This is a genomic window from Halomonas heilongjiangensis (assembly GCF_002879645.1).
GTDB lineage: Bacteria > Pseudomonadota > Gammaproteobacteria > Pseudomonadales > Halomonadaceae > Halomonas > Halomonas heilongjiangensis.
Genome location: NZ_PNRE01000008.1, coordinates 42,760 through 63,686, shown reverse-complemented (window position 1 = coordinate 63,686; position 20,927 = coordinate 42,760). Strand labels below are relative to the sequence as shown.

Sequence of the window (20,927 nt, the reverse complement as noted above, 5' to 3'; positions counted from 1 at the left end):
GCCCGGGCCGCCCGGCGGGTGATGGGGCAGAACCTGGTGCTGTCGGCCTCCTACAACGTCCTGGCCCTGACCCTGGCGGCGTGGATGGCGATTCCGCCCCAGTTGGCCGTGCTGGCCATGGCGCTGAGTTCGCTGAGCGTGGTCGGCAATGCCGCCCGGTTGGCCTATGGTGGGCCCGGGACGCCTGTCGAATGCCGGCCACAGGCCCCCCGGCGCCGCGTGCGGGGCCGGTCGGGAGAGGCGGGTATCTAGCGCAGGGCCTCCGGGTCGCCTTCGCCGGCCAGGGCGTCCCGCTCGCGTTCGTCGAGCAGCGCATCGAGGTCGAGCCCGGCGACCTCGCTGGCGGCCTCGAGCACATGGGCCCAGGTGGCGCGGTTGGCGTAGAGCATGCCGAAGGTGTCGAGGGTCCCGCCGCGGTTGCGGTAGCCGAGAACGCGCGTGCGTGCCCCGGTATCGAGGGGGCGCACTACCCCGCACAGCGGCTCGGCACGGCAGTGGGCCAGGAACACGCGGGCGGGAACCTCCGGCACCAGCCGGCCCAGTCGGCACTGGCCGAGCACCGCGGTCGTCTCCTGCTCATCGCGTGCCTCCCGCAGCTTACCCGGTTCCTGGATGACATAGAGGCTGGCGGCGATACCGGCGGTCTCCAGGCGAGCCAGGGCGCGCTGCATCTCCAGCAACTGGTAGGCGCCCACGGCGAACAGCTGTAGCCGGGCCCGCTCGGCAGGGCGAAGGCAGAGCAGGCCGTCTTCGCAGAGCCGTCGGGCCTGGCCGGCATCGAGCTGGACCGGCAGCGCGTTCTTGGGCACCACCATCACCGCGATGCGGCCGCGGCTCGCGTAGAGCGCGCGCAGCGCCGTCACGGCGCTGGGGGCATCCACCGGGAACAGCGTCGGCGCCACGTCGTCCATCTCGCCGAGCCAGGCCTCGCACAGGGTGGGGTCCTGATGCGATTGCTCGTTCTTGCCGTTCTCCCAGGTATGGGAGCTCGCCAGCACCGGCAGGGACAGCCAGCCCGGCGCCCGGCCCGCCTCGCGACAGTGCCGGGCGAAGATGATCTCCTGGCGCATGGCGCCGAGCATCTTCACCGCGAAGGCCTCGTAGCTGGCCACCAGGTTGAGTCCCTGCTTGTTGGCCAGGGCGGCGCTGACCACCGCCTCCTCGTTGAGCGCCGTGATCACCGCGCCGTCCAGTGCCTCGGCGACGCCCGGCTCCGGGTCGGTGACGCGATGCCTGAGGAGGTCCAGGGTCCGGTCGAGACGGTTGCTGCGCATCTCGTCGGGATTGCATACCCGCACCCGCAGGGCCGGATTGGCCGCTGCCAGGGCGCTGAAGGCGGCATCGATGGCTGCCATCGGCGATACCGAGTCGCCGGTGGCGAAGGCCGCCGGCTCGGGCAGCCGCGGCAGGGGCGGATGGGGGTCGGCGAGCGGGTGGTCACGCTCCCTGGGCCGGCCAGTGGCGGCGTGATCGTTGAGGGTGGCGATCGCCGCCTGCAATGTCGCCATGGGCACATGCAGGGCGGCGGCACCCTCGTTGAAGCGAGCGCGGGCGCTGTCGTCGTGCGACGGGTTGCCGCCCAGGGGCAGGTTGTGGGCGGCATTGGTGCCGGCACCGGGAAAGCCGAAGCCCTTGACCGTCTCGGCGATCACGTAGGGCAGGCGCAGGGGGTAGCGGGCATGGCCGGTCCTGGCCTGCTCGACCTGGTCGGCGAGTTCTTCCTCGGCGGTGAGGATCGCCCAGGCGATGGCCGCCGGGTCGCGGCCATCGATGGTCAGGGGGGCGAAGCCGTTGAGCACCAGGTGGTCCTCGAACCAGTCGGTACCGCCGGCCTGGCTCATGGTGGTGCGCTGGTCGATGCGCCGACCGTTGGCGATCATCACCGGCACCACCGGGCCGCAGTCGTCGGGCCGCCACCAGCGCGCGGCCCAGTCGCTGCCGCGCTGCTCCTCGAAGGCGCCGTCGCTGAGAAAGGCCACCAGGTGCTGGCCCGGCAGCGGCATGTGCACGTACTGCAGGCCGGCGAAGCCGAGGTAGCCGCCCTCGCTGGTGCCGCCGGCGGTGTGGGCATTGACGTGGCTGCCGAGGGGAGAGCACGGCAGGCCGTTCGCATCGACGCCACAGTGGTAGAAGTCGTTGACCAGGCGGGTCAGGCCCTCGTCGGAGAGGCCGTAGCGCTCGGCGTGGGCCGTGCCCATGTTGTCGACCAGCAGGTTCACGGCGTCGATGGCCGCCACGCAGTGCCCCTGGCCCATCAGCCAGCTGCGCGTCAGGCCACAGAGGCCGTTGGCCACCAGGTAGCCGACATAGGCCGGCACCATGTTGAGGGCCCCTCCGGTGTGGCCCTCGGGGCGGGGCTTGAAGTCGTCGGCCTCGAGTGGCACACCGTCGAGACGCACGCGGCGGGCGTAGGTCATGTGTGCCACCAGCCACATGCCCATGCTGGCGAGCCGGTCGGCGGCCCGCAGACGGGCGAGCCAGGCCCGGCGCGTCGCCGGGTCCCGTGCTCGGCGCTCGAGTAGCCGGGCGATGCGCTCGATGGTCACCGCACCGTGGTCGATCACCCCCGCTCCCTCGGCCCAGGCGGCGAAGTCCGGCTCCCGGTCGCACAGGGGGTGTCGCGGCGTGGCGGCGTGGCGGCGAGAGTGGCGATCGTCGGCTGACATCGATTGGCTCCTGGCGGGTGACGGACAGGGCAGGGCACGGCCCCCGATCTCCACAGACTAGATCTCCGATCCCCCCCTGGCCATGATCGGGGACCATCGGCGCTGCGTTGAGATGGAACCTCTGGCAGGGGCGCGCGGAGTGCGTTATAACGGCATCAACTGGCCACCCCGCGTACCCCTCAATGCTGTCGAGAATCACCCGATGACCCGCTTGTCTCGCCGCCGCTTCACCCTGATGGCGCTGAGCGCTCCGTTCGCCTTGCTGGGTGCGGATGCCGCCCGCGCCAATCTGATCGAGACCCTGTTGTCGCGTGCCCATCTGCCGAAGTACCCGGACGAGCTCTGGGTACTCGTCGACGACCGCGAGGCGACCCTGACCGTCTATCGTGGCAATGCCCCGGTCGAGCGATTCGCGCCGATCTCCCTGGGTCGTGGCGGGGCCAGGATCCAGCGGAGGCGAGGCGACAACGCGACCCCGCTCGGCGAATTTCGCGTCAACCGTTTCAATCGCCAGAGCGACTGGCATATCTTCATCGGGATCGATTATCCTACGCCGGCCCATGCCCGCCTGGCGCTGGAGGCGGGGATCTACAGCCAGCAGGACTACGACGACTATTTCGACTACTATCGCCGTCGTGGCTATCCTCCACAGCAGACCGTCCTGGGAGGGGCCATCGGCATTCACGGCATCGGCAAGGGCGACCCCGATATCCACAGCCGTTTCCACTGGACCCAGGGCTGTGTGGCGGTGACTGATTCGCAGATCGAGCGATTGGCCGAATTGATCGACATTGGCACTCGCGTCGTGATCCGCTAGGCTTTACGTGCGCAAGGGACGTTCAAAGCTATGGACAAGCGCCGTTGTGTATAATAAAACAGCGTTTGACTCCTGTGCTTAGCAGCAGAAGTCGCTGCAAGAAAATCCTGCATGAGCAGGAAGCCTGAACCCAGGCATCACCAACGCACTACCCAAGGAAGACTCAAGGAGAACACCATGACTCTGAAGACCACCCTGAAGCTGACCGCCGCCGCTGCTTCCCTGGCCATCCTGGCCGGCTGTGCTTCCAACAGCGCCCTGGAAGAAGTGCGTCAGACTGCCGAAGCCGCCCAGGCCGACGCCGCTGAAGCACGCAGCATCGCCACTCAGGCCCAGAACACCGCCAACCAGGCACAGCGTGACGCCCAGGCGGCTCTGCAGATGTCCGAGCAGAACCGTGAGGAAATGAACCGCATGTTCCAGCGCTCCATGCAGAAGTAATTCTGCCGGGAGTGCCGGCATCATCCATGGATGGTGGCGGTTCTGCAGTACGAGAAAACCCCGCTTCGGCGGGGTTTTCTCGTTTCTGCCGCTTTCGTTCAGGGCAGGTCTCGGCGGGCGAAGCCTGCGCCTGCAGGGTCAGTTCAGACGGCCGCCCAGGGCGCTGAACTCGAGCTCCTGGAACAGCCCGTCGTCGGCCTCCTCGTGCTGCGGCGGGGCGGTAGGGGTGGGCTCTTCCTCGGCCTGGCGCAGCAGGGAGACCACGCTGCCGTCCGGGCTCTCCACCACGCCACGCAACATGGCGTAGTCGACCGGGGGCTGCTCCTCGCCGAAGGCGCGGGTCACCACCTCGATGGCGTTGAGGATCGGCTCGAAGGTGCCCTCGTTCTCCTCCAGTTGCGGGAAGGACTGGGCGTAGAGCACGCCATCGGCCGACCAGCCCGCCTTGAAGGGCTGGTCGATGATGTTCACCTTGGTACCGCTCGGCACGCGATCGTAGAGCGACTCGATGTCCTCGGGGAACATGCGGATGCAGCCGCGGCTGGCACGCATGCCGACGCCGTCGGGCATGTTGGTGCCATGGATCAGGTAGCTCGGCAGCCCGAGCAGGATGGCGTGGCGACCCAGGGGGTTGTCCGGGCCGGGTGGCACCACCTCGGGCGCCGGTTCGCCGCGGGCGGCGGCTTCCTCACGCATCGAACGGGGTGGCGACCAGTGCGGGTCCTTGACCTTGACGGTGGTCTTGGTCACCCCCACCGGCGTGGCGAAGCCGTCGCGGCCCACGCTGATCGGGTAGGTCTCGACCACGTCCTCGCTCGAGTAATAGTAGAGCCGCAACTCGGAGAGATTGATCACGATGCCCTCGCGGGGGGCGTCGGGCAGGATGTGCTGGTTCGGTATGACGACCTCGGTGCCGGCGAAGGGGGCCCAGAGGCTGACCTCCGGGTTGGCCATGCGGATCGCCTCATATCCCACGTTGTGTTCGCGGGCGATGTCGATCAGGGTGTCGCCTTCCTCGACCGTGACGGTATAGACCTCGCCGATCAGGTTGCCGGTCTCGGGCAGTGGATAGTGGCCGCGCGCCAGTTCCTGCTCCTCGGCCAGGGCGGCGCCGGAGAGCGTGGCGGTTGCCAGGCCCAGGGTCAGGAGTCCCGTTGCCGTACGGCTGGCCAGTCTTGAATGCTTCATCGACGTCATCATCTCGTAGTGCTGTCGTCCGGGCGGACGCTATGGGCCCGTTGCCGGTCATGACGGTTGTCACGGCATCGCCGGTGTCCTTGTCGGCGATGCCAGGGAGTCAGGCTGCGATGTCCCGCTTGGCTGACAGTATAGATTGCCCTGCCGCGCGGCGGTGCGCCAGAGCCCGGGCGGACAAAATCTCGTTCAGGCCGCTTCGGCCTTGCGGTTGAGGGCCTCGAGCAGTCGTTCGACCGCCTGGAAACGCCCCTCTTCCTTCTCCATGTTCGCCTCGAAGCGCAGGGTGTCGGCGCCATCGAGGCGATAGCGGTCGGGCGCGCGCTGGATCAGCTCGACCAGGGTCAGGGGGTCGACTCGCGTCTGGCCTCCGAAGATCACCCGGCCGCGTGCGGCACCGGCCTCCAGGCGCACGATGCCCAGCTTCTCGGCACGCTGGCGCAGCCTCGTCTGGCGGATCAGGGTCTTCACCGGCGCGGGGAGCAGGCCGAAGCGGTCGATCATCTCCACCTGCAGTTCCTTGAGCTCGGCCTCGTCGCCGGCGCTGGCGATGCGCTTGTACATCACCAGGCGCTGCTGCACGTCATGCAGATAGTCGTCGGGGATCAGCGCCGGCAGGTTGAGGCTCACTTCCACGCCTTCGTCCAGCGGTGCCTCGATGTTGGGGGTCTTGCCGGCACGGATCGCCTTCACCGCCCGGTCGAGCATCTGCATGTAGAGGCCGTAGCCGATGGCCTCCATCTGGCCGCTCTGTTCCTCGCCGAGCAGTTCGCCGGCACCGCGGATCTCCATGTCGTGGCTGGCCAGGGTGAAGCCGGCACCCAGGTCCTCGGCGCCGGCGATGGCCTCGAGGCGCTTGACCGCGTCGCGGGTCATGGCCCGAGGGTGCGGGGCGAGCAGGTAGGCGTAGGCCTGATGGTGGCTGCGTCCGACCCGGCCACGCAGCTGGTGCAGCTGGGCCAGGCCGAACTTGTCGGCGCGCTCGATGACGATGGTGTTGGCGCTGGGCACGTCGATGCCGGTCTCGATGATGGTGGAGCAGATCAGCACGTTGAAACGCTTGTGGTAGAAGTCCGACATCACCCGTTCCAGCGAGCGTTCCGGCAACTGGCCATGGGCCACCCCGACGCGGGCCTCGGGCACCAGCTCGCGGATCCTCTCGGCGGCGGTCTCGATGGTCTTGACCTCGTTGTGCAGGAAGTAGACCTGGCCGCCGCGCAGGATCTCGCGCAGGATCGCCTCCTTGATCACCGCCTCGTCGCGCTGCTGGACGAAGGTCTTCACCGACAGGCGCCGGGCCGGTGGTGTGGCGATGATCGAGAGGTCGCGAATGCCGCTCATGGCCATGTTCAGGGTCCTCGGAATCGGCGTGGCGGTCATGGTGAGGATGTCGACCTCGGCGCGCAGGCTCTTGAGACGCTCCTTCTGGGCCACCCCGAAGCGGTGCTCCTCGTCGATGACCAGCAGCCCCATGTTGGGCAGTTTCATGCTCTTCGACAGCAGCTTGTGGGTGCCGATGACGATGTCCGCCTGGCCCCCCTCGATCCGCCTGAGCGACTCGGCCTGGCCCTTGCCGGCGGTGAAGCGCGAGATGAGCTCTATCTGCACGGCGGTATCGGCGAAGCGGTCGCGGAAGTTCTCGAAGTGCTGGCGGGCGAGCAGGGTGGTGGGCACCAGCACCACCACCTGGCGGCCGGAGTGCACGGCGAGGAAGGCGGCACGCATGGCGACCTCGGTCTTGCCGAAGCCGACGTCGCCGCATACCACGCGATCCATGGGGCGAGGCGCGGTCATGTCCGCGATCACCGCGGCGATGGCGGCGCGCTGGTCAGGGGTCTCCTCGAAGGGGAAGTTGGCCGCGAAGCGGGCATAGTCGGCGTCGGGTGGCGCGCAGGCGAAGCCCTCCCGGGCCTCGCGGCGGGCGTAGATGTCGAGCAGTTCGGCGGCGGTATCGCGGATCTTCTCGGCGGCGCGGCGGCGTGCCTTGTCCCACTGCTCGGACCCGAGCCGATGCAGTGGGGCGAGCTCGTCGTCGACCCCGGCGTAGCGGGAGATCAGGTGCAGGCTGTCGACGGGAACATAGAGGCGGGCGCCGTCGGCGTACTCCAGGGCGACGAACTCGGCGGCCTGGCCGCCGGCCTCGATGGTCTCGAGCCCGAGGTAGCGCCCCACGCCATGGGCCTGGTGCACCACCGGGGCAGCCGGGCGCAGCTCGGAGAGGTGCCGGATCGCCAGTTCGCCGTCGTCGGTGGCCTTCTCGCGCCGGCGGCTCTGGCGCACCACCTCGCCGAACAGCTCGGTCTCGCTGATCACGGCGAGATCCGGGTCGGTCAGCCACAGGCCGGCGTCGATCTCGCCCTCGGTGATCGCCAGCGGCGTCTCGCCCGTGAGGAAGGCGTCGAAGTCCTCCACATGGGGCAGGTCCAGGTGCAGCGGCGCCAGGGTCTCCTCCATCGCCTCGCGTCGCCCGCGCGATTCGGCCACGAACAGCACCCGACTGGCGGTGTGCGCGGCGAGGAAGCCTTCCAGGGCGGCGAGCGGCTGCCTGGCCCGGGCATTCACCGCCACGTCGGGAGGCGCCACGGCCGCCACCGGGTGGGCATGGCGATGATCGATGTCGTCGGTCAGCGCCACCCGCGGGTGACGCTTGATGGCACCGAACACCTCGGCCACCGGCACGAAGGCGCGATGGGGCGGCAGCAGTGGCCGGGTGGGATCGACGCCGAGGTTCTCGAAACGGCTCTCGATGGACGCCCAATGGTGCTCGGCGGCCTCGAGGACGCCGGGCAGCAGGGCCACCCGGGTCCCCTCGGCCAGGTGCTCGAACAGCGTCGCCGTCTGTTCGAAGAACAGCGGCAGGTACTGCTCCAGGCCGGGGGAGGGGATGCCCTTGAGGGCATCGACGTAGAGCGGGCACTGGCGCGGGTCGACGTCGAACAGGGTCTCGAAGCCCTCGCGGAAACAGGCGATGGCCGAGCGCGACAGCGAGTACTCGTGGGCTGGCAGCAGTTCGACGCGCTCGACCTTGTCCTGGCTGCGCTGGCTATCGGGGTCGAAGCGCCGCAGGGTGTCGACCTCGTCGTCGAACAGGTCGATGCGCAGCGGCGCCTCGGCCCCCATGGGGAAGAGGTCGATCAGGGCACCGCGCAGGGCGTATTCACCGGGCTCGAAGACGGTCTCCACCGCCCGGTAGCCGGCCCGGGACAGGCTCTCGCGAAACCCCTCGCGGTCGAGGCGCATGCCGACTTCCAGGGTCAGCACGCGCCCGGCGATGTATTCCACCGGCGGCAACCGCTGCATCAGGGTATTGATCGGCACCAGCACGATGCCGTGCTCGCCGTCCTGCAGCAGGCGCAGGGTGCGCAGCCGTGCCGAGACGATGTCCTGGTGGGGAGAGAAGCTGTCGTAGGGCAGGGTCTCCCAGTCGGGAAAGGGCAGCACGGGCAGTTGGGAGTAGAAGCACAGGTCGTTCTCCAGGCGCTGGGCCTGGGCGGTGTCGGCGGTGATCACCAGCAGCGGCGCGTCGCCGGCCAGCCGCGCCAGCGCGAGGGCGCTGGCGCTGCCCGGTGGCGTCTGCCAGTAGAGGGTGTCACGCAGGCCCTGGGGCCTTGGCGGGTCGAGCGGCGAGAAGTTCGGCATGGTCTCTTCGGCTGGGTGACGGTGAGGCGAGAACCCGCGCGCGATGGGTGTCGGCCGGGTTCCGGGCCATCATACCAGCCCCATGACGCGCTTGTAGTCAAGCGACCGTTCCTGTAATCCCCCTACAGGGGCTGCGACCATACTGCGATTGCCCCCGCAGGACGGGCCCCCGATAATGGTGGCGACCCCTTACACCATCAGAGAGGCTTCCCGTGAGTCAGCAACCCCTCGATACCGTCTTCCAGGAATGGCATGACAACCAGGCGATCGCCGAGCAGATGATCCCGTTGATCGGCAGCCTCTACCGTCACAACAACGTGGTCACGACCCTCTACGGGCGCTCACTGTTCAACCGCAGCGTGATCCGTATCCTGAAGGACCATCGCTTCGTCAGGAAGATCGAGGGGACCGAACTCTCCGTGCAGGACACCTTCCCGCTGGTCCAGGCGATGACCCAGCTCAACCTCGGCCCGGCCCACGTCGACGTGGGCAAGCTCGGCGTGGCGTTCAAGAGGCGCGGCGGTGGTGACGCCCTGGCCTTCCTGCGCGAGGAGCTCGCCGAGATCGTCGATGCCCACGACCCGAGCCGCGGTAACGGCGAGCCCAAGGACGTGGTGCTCTACGGCTTCGGCCGCATCGGGCGCATCCTGGCCCGGGTGCTGGTCGAGAAGGCCGGGGGCGGCAACCTGCTGCGCCTGCGGGCCATCGTGGTGCGTGGCCGTGGCGACATCGCCCAGGACCTCGAGAAGCGGGCCAGCCTGCTGCGCCGCGACTCCGTGCACGGGCCCTTCGACGGCACCATCCAGGTCGACGCCGAGGCACGCACCATCACCGCCAACGGCAACGTCATCCAGGTGATCTACGCCGACTCGCCGGCCGAGGTGGACTACACCGCCTACGGCATCGACAACGCCGTGGTGGTGGACAACACCGGTATCTGGCGCGACGAGGCGGGCCTCGGTCAGCACCTGCAGTGCAAGGGTGTCTCCAAGGCGCTGCTGACCGCCCCGGGCAAGGGCGATGTCAAGAACATCGTCTTCGGCATCAACGATGGCGACATCACCCCGGAGGACCGCATCCTGTCGGCGGCGTCCTGTACCACCAACGCCATCGTGCCGGTGCTCAAGGTGCTCAACGACGAGTACGGCATCGCCAACGGCCACGTGGAGACGGTCCACGCCTACACCAACGACCAGAACCTGATCGACAACTACCACAAGGGCGATCGCCGCGGCCGCAGCGCACCGCTCAACATGGTGCTCACCGAGACCGGCGCCGCCAAGGCGGTGGCCAAGGCGCTGCCGGAGCTCACCGGCAAGCTGACCGGCAACGCCATCCGCGTGCCGACGCCCAACGTCTCCATGGCGATCCTCAACCTGACCCTGGAGAAGGAGACCGACGCCGAGGCGCTCAACGACTACCTGCGCCGCATGTCGATCGACTCGTCCTACCAGAAGCAGATCGACTACGTCGACTCGCCCGAGGTGGTGTCGTCCGACTTCGTCGGCAACCGCCATGCCGGCATCGTCGATGCCAAGGCCACCATCGCCAACGGCAAGCACGCCGTGCTCTACGTCTGGTACGACAACGAGTTCGGCTACAGCTGCCAGGTCGTGCGCATCCTGCAGCACGTCTCCAACGTGCATTTCCTCAAGCTGCCCCGCTCCCAGCCGTAAGTCAGGACCGCGCCGCCCCTCGAGCGAGGGGTGGCGCGAGGCATTGGTCGCCCCCCCTCTCCATCGACCCGCCGCTCCGGCGGCGTTTTCAACGCAGATTCCACTGCCTGCGACAATTTTTCCCTTGCCTCGGGCCATCGTCTGCGACCTTCAGGCAGGTGGTCATCACCCAGGCTTGTCTTTATAATACCGGGGATTTTTCGGGGTGGTCCGAGCTTGCCTCGGGCCTGACTGGTAACGTACTGACACCACAAGAATTCGAATCCATTCGCACCCCTTTCCTTCGTATATCCGATCCATCAACTGGGCGAGACTATGATCGAAGTCAAGAAAGGCCTGGATCTCCCCATCACGGGGACGCCCGAGCAGCGCATCGAGGATGCGCGCCCGGTGCGTCACGTGGCGATCCTGGGTACCGACTACGTCGGCATGAAGCCGACCATGGAGGTCCGGGAGGGGGAGAGAGTCAAGCTGGGCCAGCTGCTCTTCACCGACAAGAAGATCGATGGCGTGCGCTTCACGGCGCCTGCCGCCGGCGAGATCGTGGCCATCAACCGTGGCGAGAAGCGCAAGCTGCTGTCGGTGGTGATCAAGGTCGACGAGAACGAGGAGGCGGTCGAGTTCACCGCCCACGGCCGTGACAAGCTCGAGAGCCTGGAGCGCCAGGTCGTGGTCGAGCAGTTGGTCGAGTCCGGCCTGTGGACCGCGCTGCGCACCCGTCCCTATTCACGGACGCCGGCCGTCGACGGGACGCCGACAGACATCTTCGTCACCGCCATCGACACCCATCCGCTGTGCGGCGATCCGGCCGACATCATCGCCGAGCAGGCCGAAGCCTTCGAGGATGGGCTCAAGGTTCTGTCTAAGCTAACCCAAGGCAAGGTCTTCCTGTGTACTGCGCCCGACGTGCGCCTTCCCGGCGGCGACGTCCAGGGCGTGCAGGTCGAGACCTTCGGCGGCGTGCACCCGGCCGGCCTGGTCGGTACCCATATCCACCACCTGTCGCCGGTCGGCCTGCACAAGCGTGTCTGGCACATCGGCTACCAGGACGTGATCGCCTTCGGCAAGCTGTTCGCCGAAGGCAAGCTCGACGTGAACCGGGTCGTCGCCGTGGGTGGCCCGCGTGCCGAGAAGCCGCGCCTACTGCGTACCCGTATCGGCGCCAGCACCGACGAGCTGCTGGCCGGTGAGGTGGTCGACCCCGATGGCACCCGCGTCATCTCCGGGTCGGTCTTCTCGGGGTTCACCTGCGAGGGGAGCCTGCGCTACCTCGGCCGCTTCCACAACCAGCTCAGCCTGCTGGAAGAGGGCAACAAGCGCGTCTTCATGGGCTGGATGTCGCCCGGCGCCAACCGCCACTCGGTCCTGGGGATCTATCTGTCGAAGTTCACCGGGCTCAGGAACTATGCGCCGACCACCTCGACCAACGGTTCCGAGCGGGCCATGGTGCCGGTGGGGGTCTACGAGGAAGTGATGCCGCTGGACATCCTGCCCACGCAGCTGCTGCGCTCGCTGATCGTCGGTGACATCGAGACTGCCATGCAGCTCGGGTGTCTGGAGCTGGATGAAGAGGACCTGGCCCTGTGCACCTATGTGTGTCCCGGCAAGTATGAGTACGGTCCCATCCTGCGCGACAACCTCACCATGATCGAGAAAGAGGCCTGATGATGGCGATCCGACAGACACTCGACAATCTCGAGCCGCACTTCCACAAGGGTGGCAAGTACGAGAAGTTCTACCCGCTGTTCGAGGCGGTAGACACCATCTTCTATGCGCCGCCCAGCGTGGCCAAGACCACCGCCCACGTGCGTGATGGCATCGACCTCAAGCGCATCATGATCACCGTGTGGCTGTGCACCTTCCCGGCCATGCTGTTCGGCATGTGGGCCGCCGGCTGGCAGTCCAACCTGGCCATCGCCGACGGCTACGCCTCCATGGACGGCTGGCGCGAGGCGATCATGATGATTCTCGCCAGCGGCCACAACCCCGGCAGCCTGTGGGCCAACTTCGTGCTCGGCGCGACCTACTTCCTGCCCATCTACCTGGTGACCTTCGTGGTGGGGGGCTTCTGGGAGGTGCTGTTCGCCGTCAAGCGCGGCCACGAGGTCAACGAGGGCTTCTTCGTCACCTCGGTGCTCTATGCCCTGATCCTGCCGGCCACCATCCCGCTGTGGCAGGTGGCGCTCGGCATCACCTTCGGCGTGGTGATCGGCAAGGAGATCTTCGGCGGTACCGGCAAGAACTTCCTCAACCCGGCGCTGACCGGCCGCGCCTTCCTCTACTTCGCCTACCCGGCGCAGATCTCCGGTGACGCGGTGTGGGTGGCGGCCGACGGCTTCACCGGCGCGACACCCCTCTCCATCGGCTTCCAGGAAGGCATGGCGGCACTCTCCAGCCAGTACAGCTGGTGGGATGCCTTCCTCGGCTTCATCCCCGGCTCGGTAGGCGAGGTGTCGACGCTGGCCATCTTCATCGGCGCGGCGGTGCTGCTGTGGACGAAGATCGCCTCGTGGCGAATCATGCTGGGGACCTTCCTCGGCATGGTGGCGACCAGTGCGCTGTTCAACCTGATCGGCTCCGACAGCAATCCGATGTTCGCCATGCCCTGGTACTGGCACCTGGTGATCGGCGGTTTCGCCTTCGGCATGGTGTTCATGGCCACCGACCCGGTGTCGGCCTCCATGACCAACCCGGGTCGCCTGATCTTCGGGGTGGTGATCGGCGTGATGACCGTGCTGATCCGCGTGGTCAACCCGGCATTCCCCGAAGGGATCATGCTGGCGATCCTGTTCGCCAACCTGTTCGCCCCGCTCATCGATCACTTCTTTGTACAGGCCAACATCAAGCGCCGCCTGCAGCGCACCGGTGTGCCGGCCGAGGAGACCGCCTGATGGCACAGAGCAACAACTCCATCAAGAAGATCCTGGGGGTGGCGTTCGCACTCTGTATCGTGTGTTCGGTCATCGTCTCGACGGCCGCGGTGGCCCTGCGCCCCCTGCAGCAGCTCAACCAGGAACTCGACCGCAAGACCAACATCCTCAGCGTGGCCAACCTCTACGAGCCCGGAATGGACGTGAATGCGGTGTTCGAGTCGGCCGTCATCCCGCGGGTGGTGGACATGCGCACCGGCGAGTACACCGACGAGTTTGATCCGGCCACCTACGACGGCTTCGAGGCGCGTCGCGACCCGGCGGCCTCGCGGGTGCTGTCCGGCGAGCGTGATCCCGCCGGCCTGACCCGAGTCGAGCACTTTACCACCGTCTATCTGGTCGGTGACGAGGAGGATCCCGAGCAGATCATCCTGCCGATCCGTGGCCAGGGGCTGTGGGGCCTGATGCGAGGCTTCATGGCCGTGGAAGGCGACGGCAACACCATCGTTGGCATCACCTACTACGAGCACGCCGAGACCCCGGGGCTGGGCGCCGAGGTCAACAACCCGCGCTGGCAGGCCCAGTGGGAAGGCAAGCAGATCTTCGACGAGGAGGGCAGCCCGGTGCCGGCCATTCGCGTGGCCAAGGGCAGCGGCAGTGGCGAGCATGAGGTCGATGGTCTCTCCGGCGCCACCCTGACCAGCAACGGCGTGACCAACATGCTGCAGTTCTGGCTGAGCCCCGAAGGCTTCGGCGAGTACCTGGCGAAATTCCGCAGCGGTATCGAGCAGCAGGATGCTCAGGATGCCGATGTCGAACTCGAAGCTGAAGGAGCCTGATCATGTCAGCCGCTACCCCGAAGGGCGTCCTGACGACGCCCGTGTTCAAGAACAACCCCATCGCGCTGCAGGTGCTCGGCATCTGCTCCGCGCTGGCGGTGACCACCAGCATGAGCGTGTCGCTGGTCATGACGATGGCGGTGATCTTCGTCACGGCCTTCTCGAACCTGTTCGTGTCGCTGATCCGGCATCACATTCCGTCGTCGATCCGCATCATCGTGCAGATGACCATCATCGCCTCGCTGGTGATCGTGGTGGATCAGATCCTCAAGGCGTATGCCTACGAGATGTCCAAGCAGCTCTCGGTGTTCGTCGGCCTGATCATCACCAACTGCATCGTCATGGGGCGCGCCGAAGGCTTCGCCATGACCAACACCCCGGGCCTGTCCTTCCTGGACGGCATCGGCAACGGTCTCGGCTACGGCTTCATCCTGATGACCGTGGGCTTCTTCCGCGAGCTGTTCGGCTCCGGCAGCGTGTTCGGCTTCACCGTGCTGCATCCGATCCAGGACGGTGGCTGGTACGTGCCCAACGGCCTGCTGCTGCTGCCGCCCTCGGCGTTCTTCATCATCGGCCTGATCATCTGGGTACTGCGCTCGCTGAACCCCGAGCAGATCGAGGAGAACGAGTTCAAGATGAAGCACAACACCCAGCCGAAGGAGGCCGTCTGACATGGAACACTACATCAGCCTGTTCGTTGCCTCGGTCTTCGTCGAGAACCTGGCCCTGGCGTTCTTCCTGGGCATGTGTACCTTCCTGGCGGTGTCCAAGAAGGTCTCGGCGGCCTTTGGCCTCGGCATCGCGGTCATCGTGGTGCTGACCATCGCCGTACCGGTCAACAACCTGGTCTTGACCTTCCTGCTGTCCGAAGGCGCCCTGACCTGGACCGGCATCAGCGGTGCCGAGAACATCGACCTCTCGTTCCTGGGCCTGCTCAGCTACATCGGCGTGATCGCCGCTCTGGTGCAGATCCTCGAGATGTTCCTCGACAAGTATGTGCCGGTGCTCTACAACGCCCTGGGCGTGTTCCTGCCGCTGATCACCGTGAACTGCGCCATCCTCGGTGGTGTGCTGTTCATGGTCGAGCGCAACTACAACTTTGGTGAGTCCGTGGTCTATGGCTTCGGCTCCGGGGTCGGCTGGGCACTGGCCATCACGGCGCTTGCCGGCATCCGCGAGAAGCTCAAGTACAGCGACGTTCCCGGTTCCCTGCAGGGGCTGGGCATCACCTTCATCACCGTGGGGCTGATGTCGCTGGGCTTCATGTCCTTCTCCGGCATCCAGCTCTGAGGCAGGTCGTGTTCTCCCGGCGGCGTGCTTCGTCGCCGGGAGCCAGGCAACGTCAAGCAATAGGAAACCGACATGGTTGATACAACAGTCATCTTGCTCGGTGTGGTCATGTTCACCGTGGTCGTCATCGGCCTGGTACTGGTGATCCTGGCGGCACGCAGCAGGCTCGTCAGTACCGGGGACGTGACCATCGAGGTCAACGGCGACCCCGAGCACACCCTGACCACCCAGGCCGGGGGCAAGCTGCTCAACACCCTGGCCGCCAACGGCATCTTCCTCTCCTCCGCCTGCGGTGGCGGTGGCTCCTGCGCCCAGTGCAAGTGCCGGGTGGAAGAGGGGGGTGGTGCCATCCTGCCCACCGAGGAGTCCCACTTCACCCTGCGCGAGAAGAAGGACGGCTGGCGCCTCTCCTGCCAGGTCCCGGTGAAGCAGGACATGAAGATCGAGGTGCCCGAGGAGGTCTTCGGCGTCAAGCAGTGGGAGTGCGAGGTCATCGCCAATCCCAACGTCGCCACCTTCATCAAGGAGCTCAACCTCAAGCTGCCCGAGGGCGAGGAAGTGGCCTTCCGTGCCGGCGGCTACGTGCAGCTGGTGGCCCCGCCCTACGACGTCAAGTTCTCCGACTTCGACATCGAGGAGGAGTACCGGGGCGACTGGGAGAAGTTCGATCTGTTCAAGATCTCCCACAGGAACAACGAGGAGGTCATCCGCGCCTACTCCATGGCGAACTACCCGGAAGAGAAGGGCATCCTCAAGTTCAATATCCGCATCGCCACCCCGCCACCCAACACCAATCACCCGCCGGGGCTGATGTCGACCTACGTCTTCGGCCTGAAGCCGGGTGACAAGGTCACCGTGATGGGGCCCTTCGGCGAGTTCTTCGCCAAGGACACCGACGCCGAGATGGTCTTCGTCGGCGGTGGTGCCGGCATGGCGCCGATGCGCAGCCATATCTTCGACCAGCTCAAGCGCCTGAAGTCCAAGCGCAAGATCTCGTTCTGGTACGGTGCGCGCTCCTGGCGCGAGACCTTCTACAACGACGAGTACGACCAGCTGGCGGAAGAGTTCGACAACTTCGAGTGGCACCTGGCGCTCTCCGATCCGCAGCCCGAGGACAACTGGGAGGGCCCGACCGGCTTCATCCACAACGTCCTCTACGAGAACTACCTCAAGGACCACCCGGCCCCCGAGGACTGCGAGTACTACATGTGTGGGCCGCCCATGATGAACGCCTCGGTGATCAAGATGCTGCTCGACCTGGGCGTCGAGCCCGAGAACATCCTGCTGGACGACTTCGGCGGATGATCTCCGTCGCCGCGAGGCGATACACGGGGCCGGCCTTGCGGCCGGCCCTCTTTCTGTTCGCCCTGGTGTGGCTGCCGGTGACGCTGCTAGTCGGGTGCCGCAGCCAGTCACCGCTTCACCAGTTCGAGGGCACGGCTCTCGAGACCGGCTATCACATCACCCTGTATGCCGACCTGGACGACGGCGCCCGCGAGCTCCTGAAGGCCGGCATCCAAGGTGAACTGGTCAGCCTGGAACAGGATCTGGCCCTGTGGCTGGTGCCGCTGCGCCAGGCCCTCGGGGCGCTTTCCCCGGGAACTGAGGCCGCCGACGAGCCCCTGGCGGATGTGCTGCTGCAGATGACCCGGGCGTTGGCGGTCGACCGGCTCGATGCGCTGCTCGAGAGCCATGGCATCGAGCATGCCATGCTGGAACTGGGCGGAGTGGTGCGGACCCGTGGTCAGGCGGGCGGACGCCCCTGGCGACTGGCGCTGGACCGGCCCGGACTCCCGGGCGAGGGGGCGCCGGGGCTCAGGCTGGGCGATGCTGCCCTGGTCCATCTCGATGCCAAGACCGCTGTGCTCCAGCAGGAGCAGGCCATCGTGGGGGGCGAACCGGAAGAGCAGCCCTCGGCCAGTCGACTCCTCACGGTCAGCGTGGTGGCACCCACGGCCGTCGAGGCCGACCACCAGGCCCGAGAATTGATGGCGGCCGGGCCCGATGCCGTGGCGCAGGCCGCGGATCGTCCGGTTCGTATCGTTGTCTTAACATCACAAGGTATTGAAATTCATCATGGTTCGGCGCTCGAGGCGTACCTCGAGGAATCGCCGAAGGGAGAGCACACATGACCATCTGGCTTATCGTTCTGGGCTTCATGCTGCTGATCATGGCGGCCATGGCGGTCGGGGTGATCCTCGGCCGAAAGCCGATCGCCGGCTCCTGTGGCGGCCTCAACCAGCTCGGCCTCAAGGAGGGCTGCGAGGTCTGCGGCGGCAAGGACGAGGTGTGCGAGGAAGAGAACCGCAAGCGCCAGGGCAGCGCCCGTCGCCGCAGCGACGAGAGCCGTGGTGCCGACCTCGGCTACGACGCGACCAAGCGCTGACCGGGCTTCGCCCGGAGCTGTAAGCTTGAAGCTGTAAGCGATAAGCAAAACCACTACCGCTGGCTAGCTCGGTGGCAGCATCGCGGCTTACGGCTTACGGCTTACGGCTTACGGCTTTCAAGGGAACAAGGAGACGCAACAATCCATGGCAGTCCATAACTATGACGTGGTGGTGATCGGGACCGGGCCTGCAGGGGAAAGCGCCGCGATCAATGCCGCCAAGCACGGCAAGCGTGTGGCGGTGGTCGAGAAGCAACCGACCGTGGGCGGCAACTGCACCCACTGGGGCACCATCCCGTCGAAGGCGTTGCGCCACCAGGTCAAGCAGATCATGCAGTTCAACACCAACCGCATGTTCCGCGACATCGGCGAGCCGCGCTGGTTCTCCTTTCCCCGCGTGATGGAGCGGTCCCGCGTCACCATCGACCAGCAGGTGGCGATGCGCACCAACTTCTATGCGCGCAACCGTATCGACCTGTTCTGCGGCGTCGCCCGCTTCAAGGACGCGCACACCCTGCTGGTGCGCGACGACCACGAGGGCATGGAGGAGCTGGTCGCCAGGAAGGTCATCATCGCCACCGGCTCGCGCCCCTACCGGCCGGCCGACATCGACTTCCGTCATCCGCGCATCTACTGCTCCGACACCATTCTCAGCCTGAATCATACGCCGCGCACCCTGGTCATCTTCGGCGCCGGGGTGATCGGCTGCGAGTACGCCTCGATCTTCTCCGGGCTCGGGGTCAAGGTCGACCTGATCAACAACCGCGACAGCCTGCTCTCCTTCCTCGACGACGAGATCTCCGATGCACTCTCCTACCACCTGCGCAAGCACGGGGTGCTGATCCGCCACAACGAGGAGTACCAGCGGGTCGAGGGCGACGAGTCCGGTGTCACCGTGCACCTCAAGTCGGGCAAGCGGCTGCGTGCCGATGCCTTCCTGTGGGCCAACGGTCGTACCGGCAACACCGACCAACTGGGCCTGGAGAACATCGGCCTGGAGGCCAATGGCCGTGGCCAGCTCTCGGTCGACGAGCACTACCGTACCGCCATCGCGCATATCTACGCCGCCGGCGACGTGATCGGCTGGCCGAGCCTGGCCAGCGCCGCCTACGACCAGGGGCTCAACGCGTCCAGCGAGATGGTGGAGGACGACTTCCGCTACGTCACCGAGGTGCCCACCGGGATCTACACCATTCCCGAGATCAGCTCCTTCGGCCGCAACGAGCGCGAACTCACCGAGGCGAAGGTGCCCTACGAGGTGGCCCAGGCCTTCTTCAAGGATACCGCGCGGGCCCAGATCACCGGCGACACCGTGGGCATGCTCAAGATCCTCTTCGACCAGGACAGCCTGGAGATCTACGGCATCCACTGCTTCGGTGACCAGGCCTCGGAAATCGTCCACATCGGCCAGGCGATCATGCAGCAGAAGGGCGAGGCCAACTCCCTCAAGTACTTCGTCAACACCACCTTCAACTATCCGACCATGGCCGAGGCCTATCGGGTGGCGGCCCAGAACGGGCTCAACCGGGTGTTCTAGCACGTGCCCGTTCCCTTCATGGCCTGACGCATGACGGCGCCCCTGGGGCGCCGTCATGCGTCATGGTTCGCCCTGGTGCAACAACCCCCGTCGATGGGGCTACACTCAGGTGAAGTCCACGGCGCCAGTCGTGGCGGTTCTGACGGGCTGTCCGACAACCGGTTAGCCACAGACGCGAACCGGAGTATGCCGACCATGACCCCTCCCGAGCATCCCGGGCCTGCCGGGAGCCAGTATCCGGCCCCGGAGAGGCGCGGTCGCCTCAAGGCTGCCACCACTTGCCATCTCTACCGTGCCTACGGCCTGACGGTGGCCTCGCAGATCCCCCTGCCGGAGCTCACACCCGCGGTGGATGCCGGTGCCAGCGACATCCGTATCCTCACCCCCGGGACGCTGGGCAACCTCTCACCCGAGAGCGCTGGCTGGCCGTGGCTGGAGTTGGGCGAGACGTGCTGCCAGATCCTGGTCCAGGGCATCGCTCGCTACCGGGTCGAGCAGGGGCAGCGTATCCTGGTCGACCGGCGCGTGCCGCGAGCGCAGGGCGGGGCGGGCGACGACGGCGACGTGCGGCTCTATCTGCTGGGCGTGGCGTTCGGTCTGCTGCTACATCAGCGTCACTGGCTGCCGCTGCATGTGAGCGCGCTGAACACGCCCGCTGGGGTCTGGGCCTTCACCGGCGACTCCGGTGCCGGCAAGTCGACGCTGGGGGCATGGCTGCACTACCACCGAGGGTGGCCGTTGATCAGTGACGACGTGGCCGTCGTCAAGCCCGAGGAGGCGTTGCCCCACCTCTATCCCGGTCCTCCTCGGCTCAAACTATGGCAGGATGCCCTGGCGGCGCTGGGTATCGATCGACAAGGTCTGGTGCGTGACCTGATGCGTGCCGACAAATACCACCTCAATGGTCACCGCGGCTTTCAGGAGCGGCCACTGCCCTTGCAGGCTCTGGTGTCGCTGGAGCGAGCCGAGGAGGGTGAAAGGCCGAGCCTCGCCAGGGTCACGGGTGCCGATGCCTTCAGGGTGGTCATGTCGGCGCTCTATCGGCCGGAACTCGGCCGGTCGTTCACTACGCCCGAGGCACTGCTTGGCATGGCGACGTCATTGACGATGAAGATCGCCGTGTACCGCTTCCGCCGCCCCTGGTCACTGGCAAGGATGGAGGCGAACCTCGCGCCTCTGTTCGAGCAGATCGAGGCCAGCGCCGCACGCGGTGGAGGCGCCGACTGAGGGCGTCATCGAGTATCGATCAGCCCCTCTCGATCGAGTTGCCCGAGGAATGCGAGGACCTCCTGCTCGCAGGTATCACGATCCACCTCGAACGCCTGCTGCAGGCGGCTGCAGAGGTCGTGGACGCTGATCTCGTGCTCGAGCAGCGACCAGATGTGGTGACCGACGCTCTGGGTCCCGTAGTACATCCCGTTACGCGCGCTGAAGATCACCAGGTCGTCGTCAACCCGTGATGCAAGGGGCTCCGGCTTGCGTGATACCCGTGTCTGCATGTCCATATCGGTAGCCCTGTGTGGCGTGACGGGGGAAACCCTCATGAATCACGGCGACGCGATCACGGCACCC

18 protein-coding genes are annotated in these 20,927 nt (G+C 66.6%); 14 read left to right on the top strand and 4 right to left on the bottom strand.

What is annotated here, in order from left to right:
- Window positions 1–252, top strand: a 252-nt coding sequence (locus tag C1H66_RS22750; protein WP_170064062.1) for a hypothetical protein, incomplete at its 5' end; no start/stop codon positions are given.
- Here the strand turns inward: C1H66_RS22750 and C1H66_RS01225 are convergent.
- Window positions 249–2,666, bottom strand: coding sequence for a phosphoketolase family protein (locus C1H66_RS01225; RefSeq protein WP_102626105.1), 2,418 nt, complete (start codon window positions 2,664–2,666; stop codon window positions 249–251). The two genes, C1H66_RS22750 and C1H66_RS01225, sit on opposite strands and share 4 nt — an antisense overlap.
- A gap of 202 nt (window positions 2,667–2,868) precedes the next feature.
- Between C1H66_RS01225 and C1H66_RS01220 the strand changes: the two genes are divergently transcribed.
- Both C1H66_RS01220 and C1H66_RS01215 read left to right on the top strand, forming a co-directional pair.
- Window positions 2,869–3,483, top strand: a complete 615-nt coding sequence (locus tag C1H66_RS01220) for a L,D-transpeptidase family protein (protein WP_102626104.1) — start codon at window positions 2,869–2,871, stop codon at window positions 3,481–3,483.
- A 177-nt stretch (window positions 3,484–3,660) separates the two neighbouring features.
- Entirely contained in the window at window positions 3,661–3,924 is a 264-nt protein-coding gene (locus C1H66_RS01215; RefSeq protein ID WP_102626103.1) for an Lpp/OprI family alanine-zipper lipoprotein, read from the top strand.
- 138 nt (window positions 3,925–4,062) lie between these two features.
- On the opposite strand, the gene C1H66_RS01210 is transcribed toward C1H66_RS01215, so the two are convergent.
- Together C1H66_RS01210 and mfd are read right to left on the bottom strand one after the other, a co-directional pair.
- Window positions 4,063–5,112, bottom strand: a complete 1,050-nt coding sequence (locus tag C1H66_RS01210) for a L,D-transpeptidase family protein (RefSeq protein WP_102626102.1) — start codon at window positions 5,110–5,112, stop codon at window positions 4,063–4,065.
- 195 nt (window positions 5,113–5,307) lie between these two features.
- Window positions 5,308–8,757, bottom strand: coding sequence for a transcription-repair coupling factor (mfd, locus tag C1H66_RS01205; RefSeq protein WP_102626101.1), 3,450 nt, complete (start codon window positions 8,755–8,757; stop codon window positions 5,308–5,310).
- A gap of 212 nt (window positions 8,758–8,969) precedes the next feature.
- Between mfd and C1H66_RS01200 the strand changes: the two genes are divergently transcribed.
- The 11 genes from C1H66_RS01200 to C1H66_RS01150 all read left to right on the top strand — a co-directional run bounded on the left by C1H66_RS01200 (window position 8,970) and on the right by C1H66_RS01150 (window position 20,582).
- Window positions 8,970–10,433 (top strand): glyceraldehyde-3-phosphate dehydrogenase, encoded by a 1,464-nt coding sequence (locus C1H66_RS01200; protein WP_102626100.1) that lies wholly within the window; start codon window positions 8,970–8,972, stop codon window positions 10,431–10,433.
- 315 nt (window positions 10,434–10,748) lie between these two features.
- A complete protein-coding gene (locus tag C1H66_RS01195) occupies window positions 10,749–12,098 on the top strand; it encodes a Na(+)-translocating NADH-quinone reductase subunit A (RefSeq protein ID WP_102626099.1) in 1,350 nt (449 codons plus the stop codon).
- Complete coding sequence (locus C1H66_RS01190; RefSeq protein ID WP_102626098.1) at window positions 12,098–13,324, top strand: NADH:ubiquinone reductase (Na(+)-transporting) subunit B; 1,227 nt, start codon at window positions 12,098–12,100, stop codon at window positions 13,322–13,324. The genes C1H66_RS01195 and C1H66_RS01190 overlap by 1 nt, the downstream gene beginning before the upstream one ends.
- The gene (locus tag C1H66_RS01185) at window positions 13,324–14,142 is read left to right on the top strand and encodes a Na(+)-translocating NADH-quinone reductase subunit C (protein WP_102626097.1); all 819 of its coding nucleotides are present in this window, start codon (window positions 13,324–13,326) and stop codon (window positions 14,140–14,142) included. Before C1H66_RS01190 ends, C1H66_RS01185 begins: the two co-directional genes overlap by 1 nt.
- 2 nt (window positions 14,143–14,144) lie before the next feature.
- The gene (locus C1H66_RS01180; protein ID WP_102626096.1) at window positions 14,145–14,813 is read left to right on the top strand and encodes an NADH:ubiquinone reductase (Na(+)-transporting) subunit D; all 669 of its coding nucleotides are present in this window, start codon (window positions 14,145–14,147) and stop codon (window positions 14,811–14,813) included.
- A gap of 1 nt (window position 14,814) precedes the next feature.
- A complete protein-coding gene (gene nqrE / locus C1H66_RS01175; RefSeq protein ID WP_102626095.1) occupies window positions 14,815–15,432 on the top strand; it encodes an NADH:ubiquinone reductase (Na(+)-transporting) subunit E in 618 nt (205 codons plus the stop codon).
- Between the two features lie 72 nt (window positions 15,433–15,504).
- On the top strand, window positions 15,505–16,737 hold the full coding sequence (gene nqrF, locus C1H66_RS01170) for an NADH:ubiquinone reductase (Na(+)-transporting) subunit F (protein ID WP_102626094.1): 1,233 nt from the start codon (window positions 15,505–15,507) through the stop codon (window positions 16,735–16,737).
- Between the two features lie 35 nt (window positions 16,738–16,772).
- Window positions 16,773–17,564 (top strand): FAD:protein FMN transferase, encoded by a 792-nt coding sequence (locus tag C1H66_RS01165; protein WP_170064061.1) that lies wholly within the window; start codon window positions 16,773–16,775, stop codon window positions 17,562–17,564.
- Window positions 17,561–17,818, top strand: a complete 258-nt coding sequence (gene nqrM / locus C1H66_RS01160) for a (Na+)-NQR maturation NqrM (RefSeq protein ID WP_102626092.1) — start codon at window positions 17,561–17,563, stop codon at window positions 17,816–17,818. Before C1H66_RS01165 ends, nqrM begins: the two co-directional genes overlap by 4 nt.
- Window positions 17,819–17,963: 145 nt before the next feature.
- Window positions 17,964–19,355: a Si-specific NAD(P)(+) transhydrogenase gene (gene sthA, locus C1H66_RS01155; RefSeq protein WP_102626091.1), complete on the top strand. Its 1,392-nt coding sequence runs from the start codon at window positions 17,964–17,966 to the stop codon at window positions 19,353–19,355.
- A gap of 195 nt (window positions 19,356–19,550) precedes the next feature.
- A complete protein-coding gene (locus C1H66_RS01150) occupies window positions 19,551–20,582 on the top strand; it encodes a phosphoenolpyruvate carboxykinase (ATP) (protein ID WP_146010656.1) in 1,032 nt (343 codons plus the stop codon).
- 5 nt (window positions 20,583–20,587) lie between these two features.
- Here the strand turns inward: C1H66_RS01150 and C1H66_RS01145 are convergent, their stop codons facing one another.
- The gene (locus tag C1H66_RS01145) at window positions 20,588–20,854 is read right to left on the bottom strand and encodes a PqqD family peptide modification chaperone (RefSeq protein WP_170064060.1); all 267 of its coding nucleotides are present in this window, start codon (window positions 20,852–20,854) and stop codon (window positions 20,588–20,590) included.
- Between the last annotated feature and the right edge of the window lie 73 nt (window positions 20,855–20,927).

Bases quoted from the DNA above. Each gene is read 5' to 3' on its own strand.
- nqrE (WP_102626095.1), top strand. From the start codon at position 14,815: ATGGAACACTACATCAGCCTGTTCGTTGCCTCGGTCTTCGTCGAGAAC.
- nqrF (WP_102626094.1), top strand. From the start codon at position 15,505: ATGGTTGATACAACAGTCATCTTGCTCGGTGTGGTCATGTTCACCGTG.
- C1H66_RS01210 (WP_102626102.1), bottom strand. From the start codon at position 5,112: ATGAAGCATTCAAGACTGGCCAGCCGTACGGCAACGGGACTCCTGACC.
- nqrM (WP_102626092.1), top strand. From the start codon at position 17,561: ATGACCATCTGGCTTATCGTTCTGGGCTTCATGCTGCTGATCATGGCG.
- C1H66_RS01180 (WP_102626096.1), top strand. From the start codon at position 14,145: ATGTCAGCCGCTACCCCGAAGGGCGTCCTGACGACGCCCGTGTTCAAG.
- C1H66_RS01145 (WP_170064060.1), bottom strand. From the start codon at position 20,854: ATGCAGACACGGGTATCACGCAAGCCGGAGCCCCTTGCATCACGGGTT.
- C1H66_RS01190 (WP_102626098.1), top strand. From the start codon at position 12,098: ATGATGGCGATCCGACAGACACTCGACAATCTCGAGCCGCACTTCCAC.
- mfd (WP_102626101.1), bottom strand. From the start codon at position 8,757: ATGCCGAACTTCTCGCCGCTCGACCCGCCAAGGCCCCAGGGCCTGCGT.
- C1H66_RS01220 (WP_102626104.1), top strand. From the start codon at position 2,869: ATGACCCGCTTGTCTCGCCGCCGCTTCACCCTGATGGCGCTGAGCGCT.
- C1H66_RS01225 (WP_102626105.1), bottom strand. From the start codon at position 2,666: ATGTCAGCCGACGATCGCCACTCTCGCCGCCACGCCGCCACGCCGCGA.
- C1H66_RS01215 (WP_102626103.1), top strand. From the start codon at position 3,661: ATGACTCTGAAGACCACCCTGAAGCTGACCGCCGCCGCTGCTTCCCTG.
- C1H66_RS01150 (WP_146010656.1), top strand. From the start codon at position 19,551: ATGACCCCTCCCGAGCATCCCGGGCCTGCCGGGAGCCAGTATCCGGCC.
- C1H66_RS01185 (WP_102626097.1), top strand. From the start codon at position 13,324: ATGGCACAGAGCAACAACTCCATCAAGAAGATCCTGGGGGTGGCGTTC.
- C1H66_RS01195 (WP_102626099.1), top strand. From the start codon at position 10,749: ATGATCGAAGTCAAGAAAGGCCTGGATCTCCCCATCACGGGGACGCCC.
- sthA (WP_102626091.1), top strand. From the start codon at position 17,964: ATGGCAGTCCATAACTATGACGTGGTGGTGATCGGGACCGGGCCTGCA.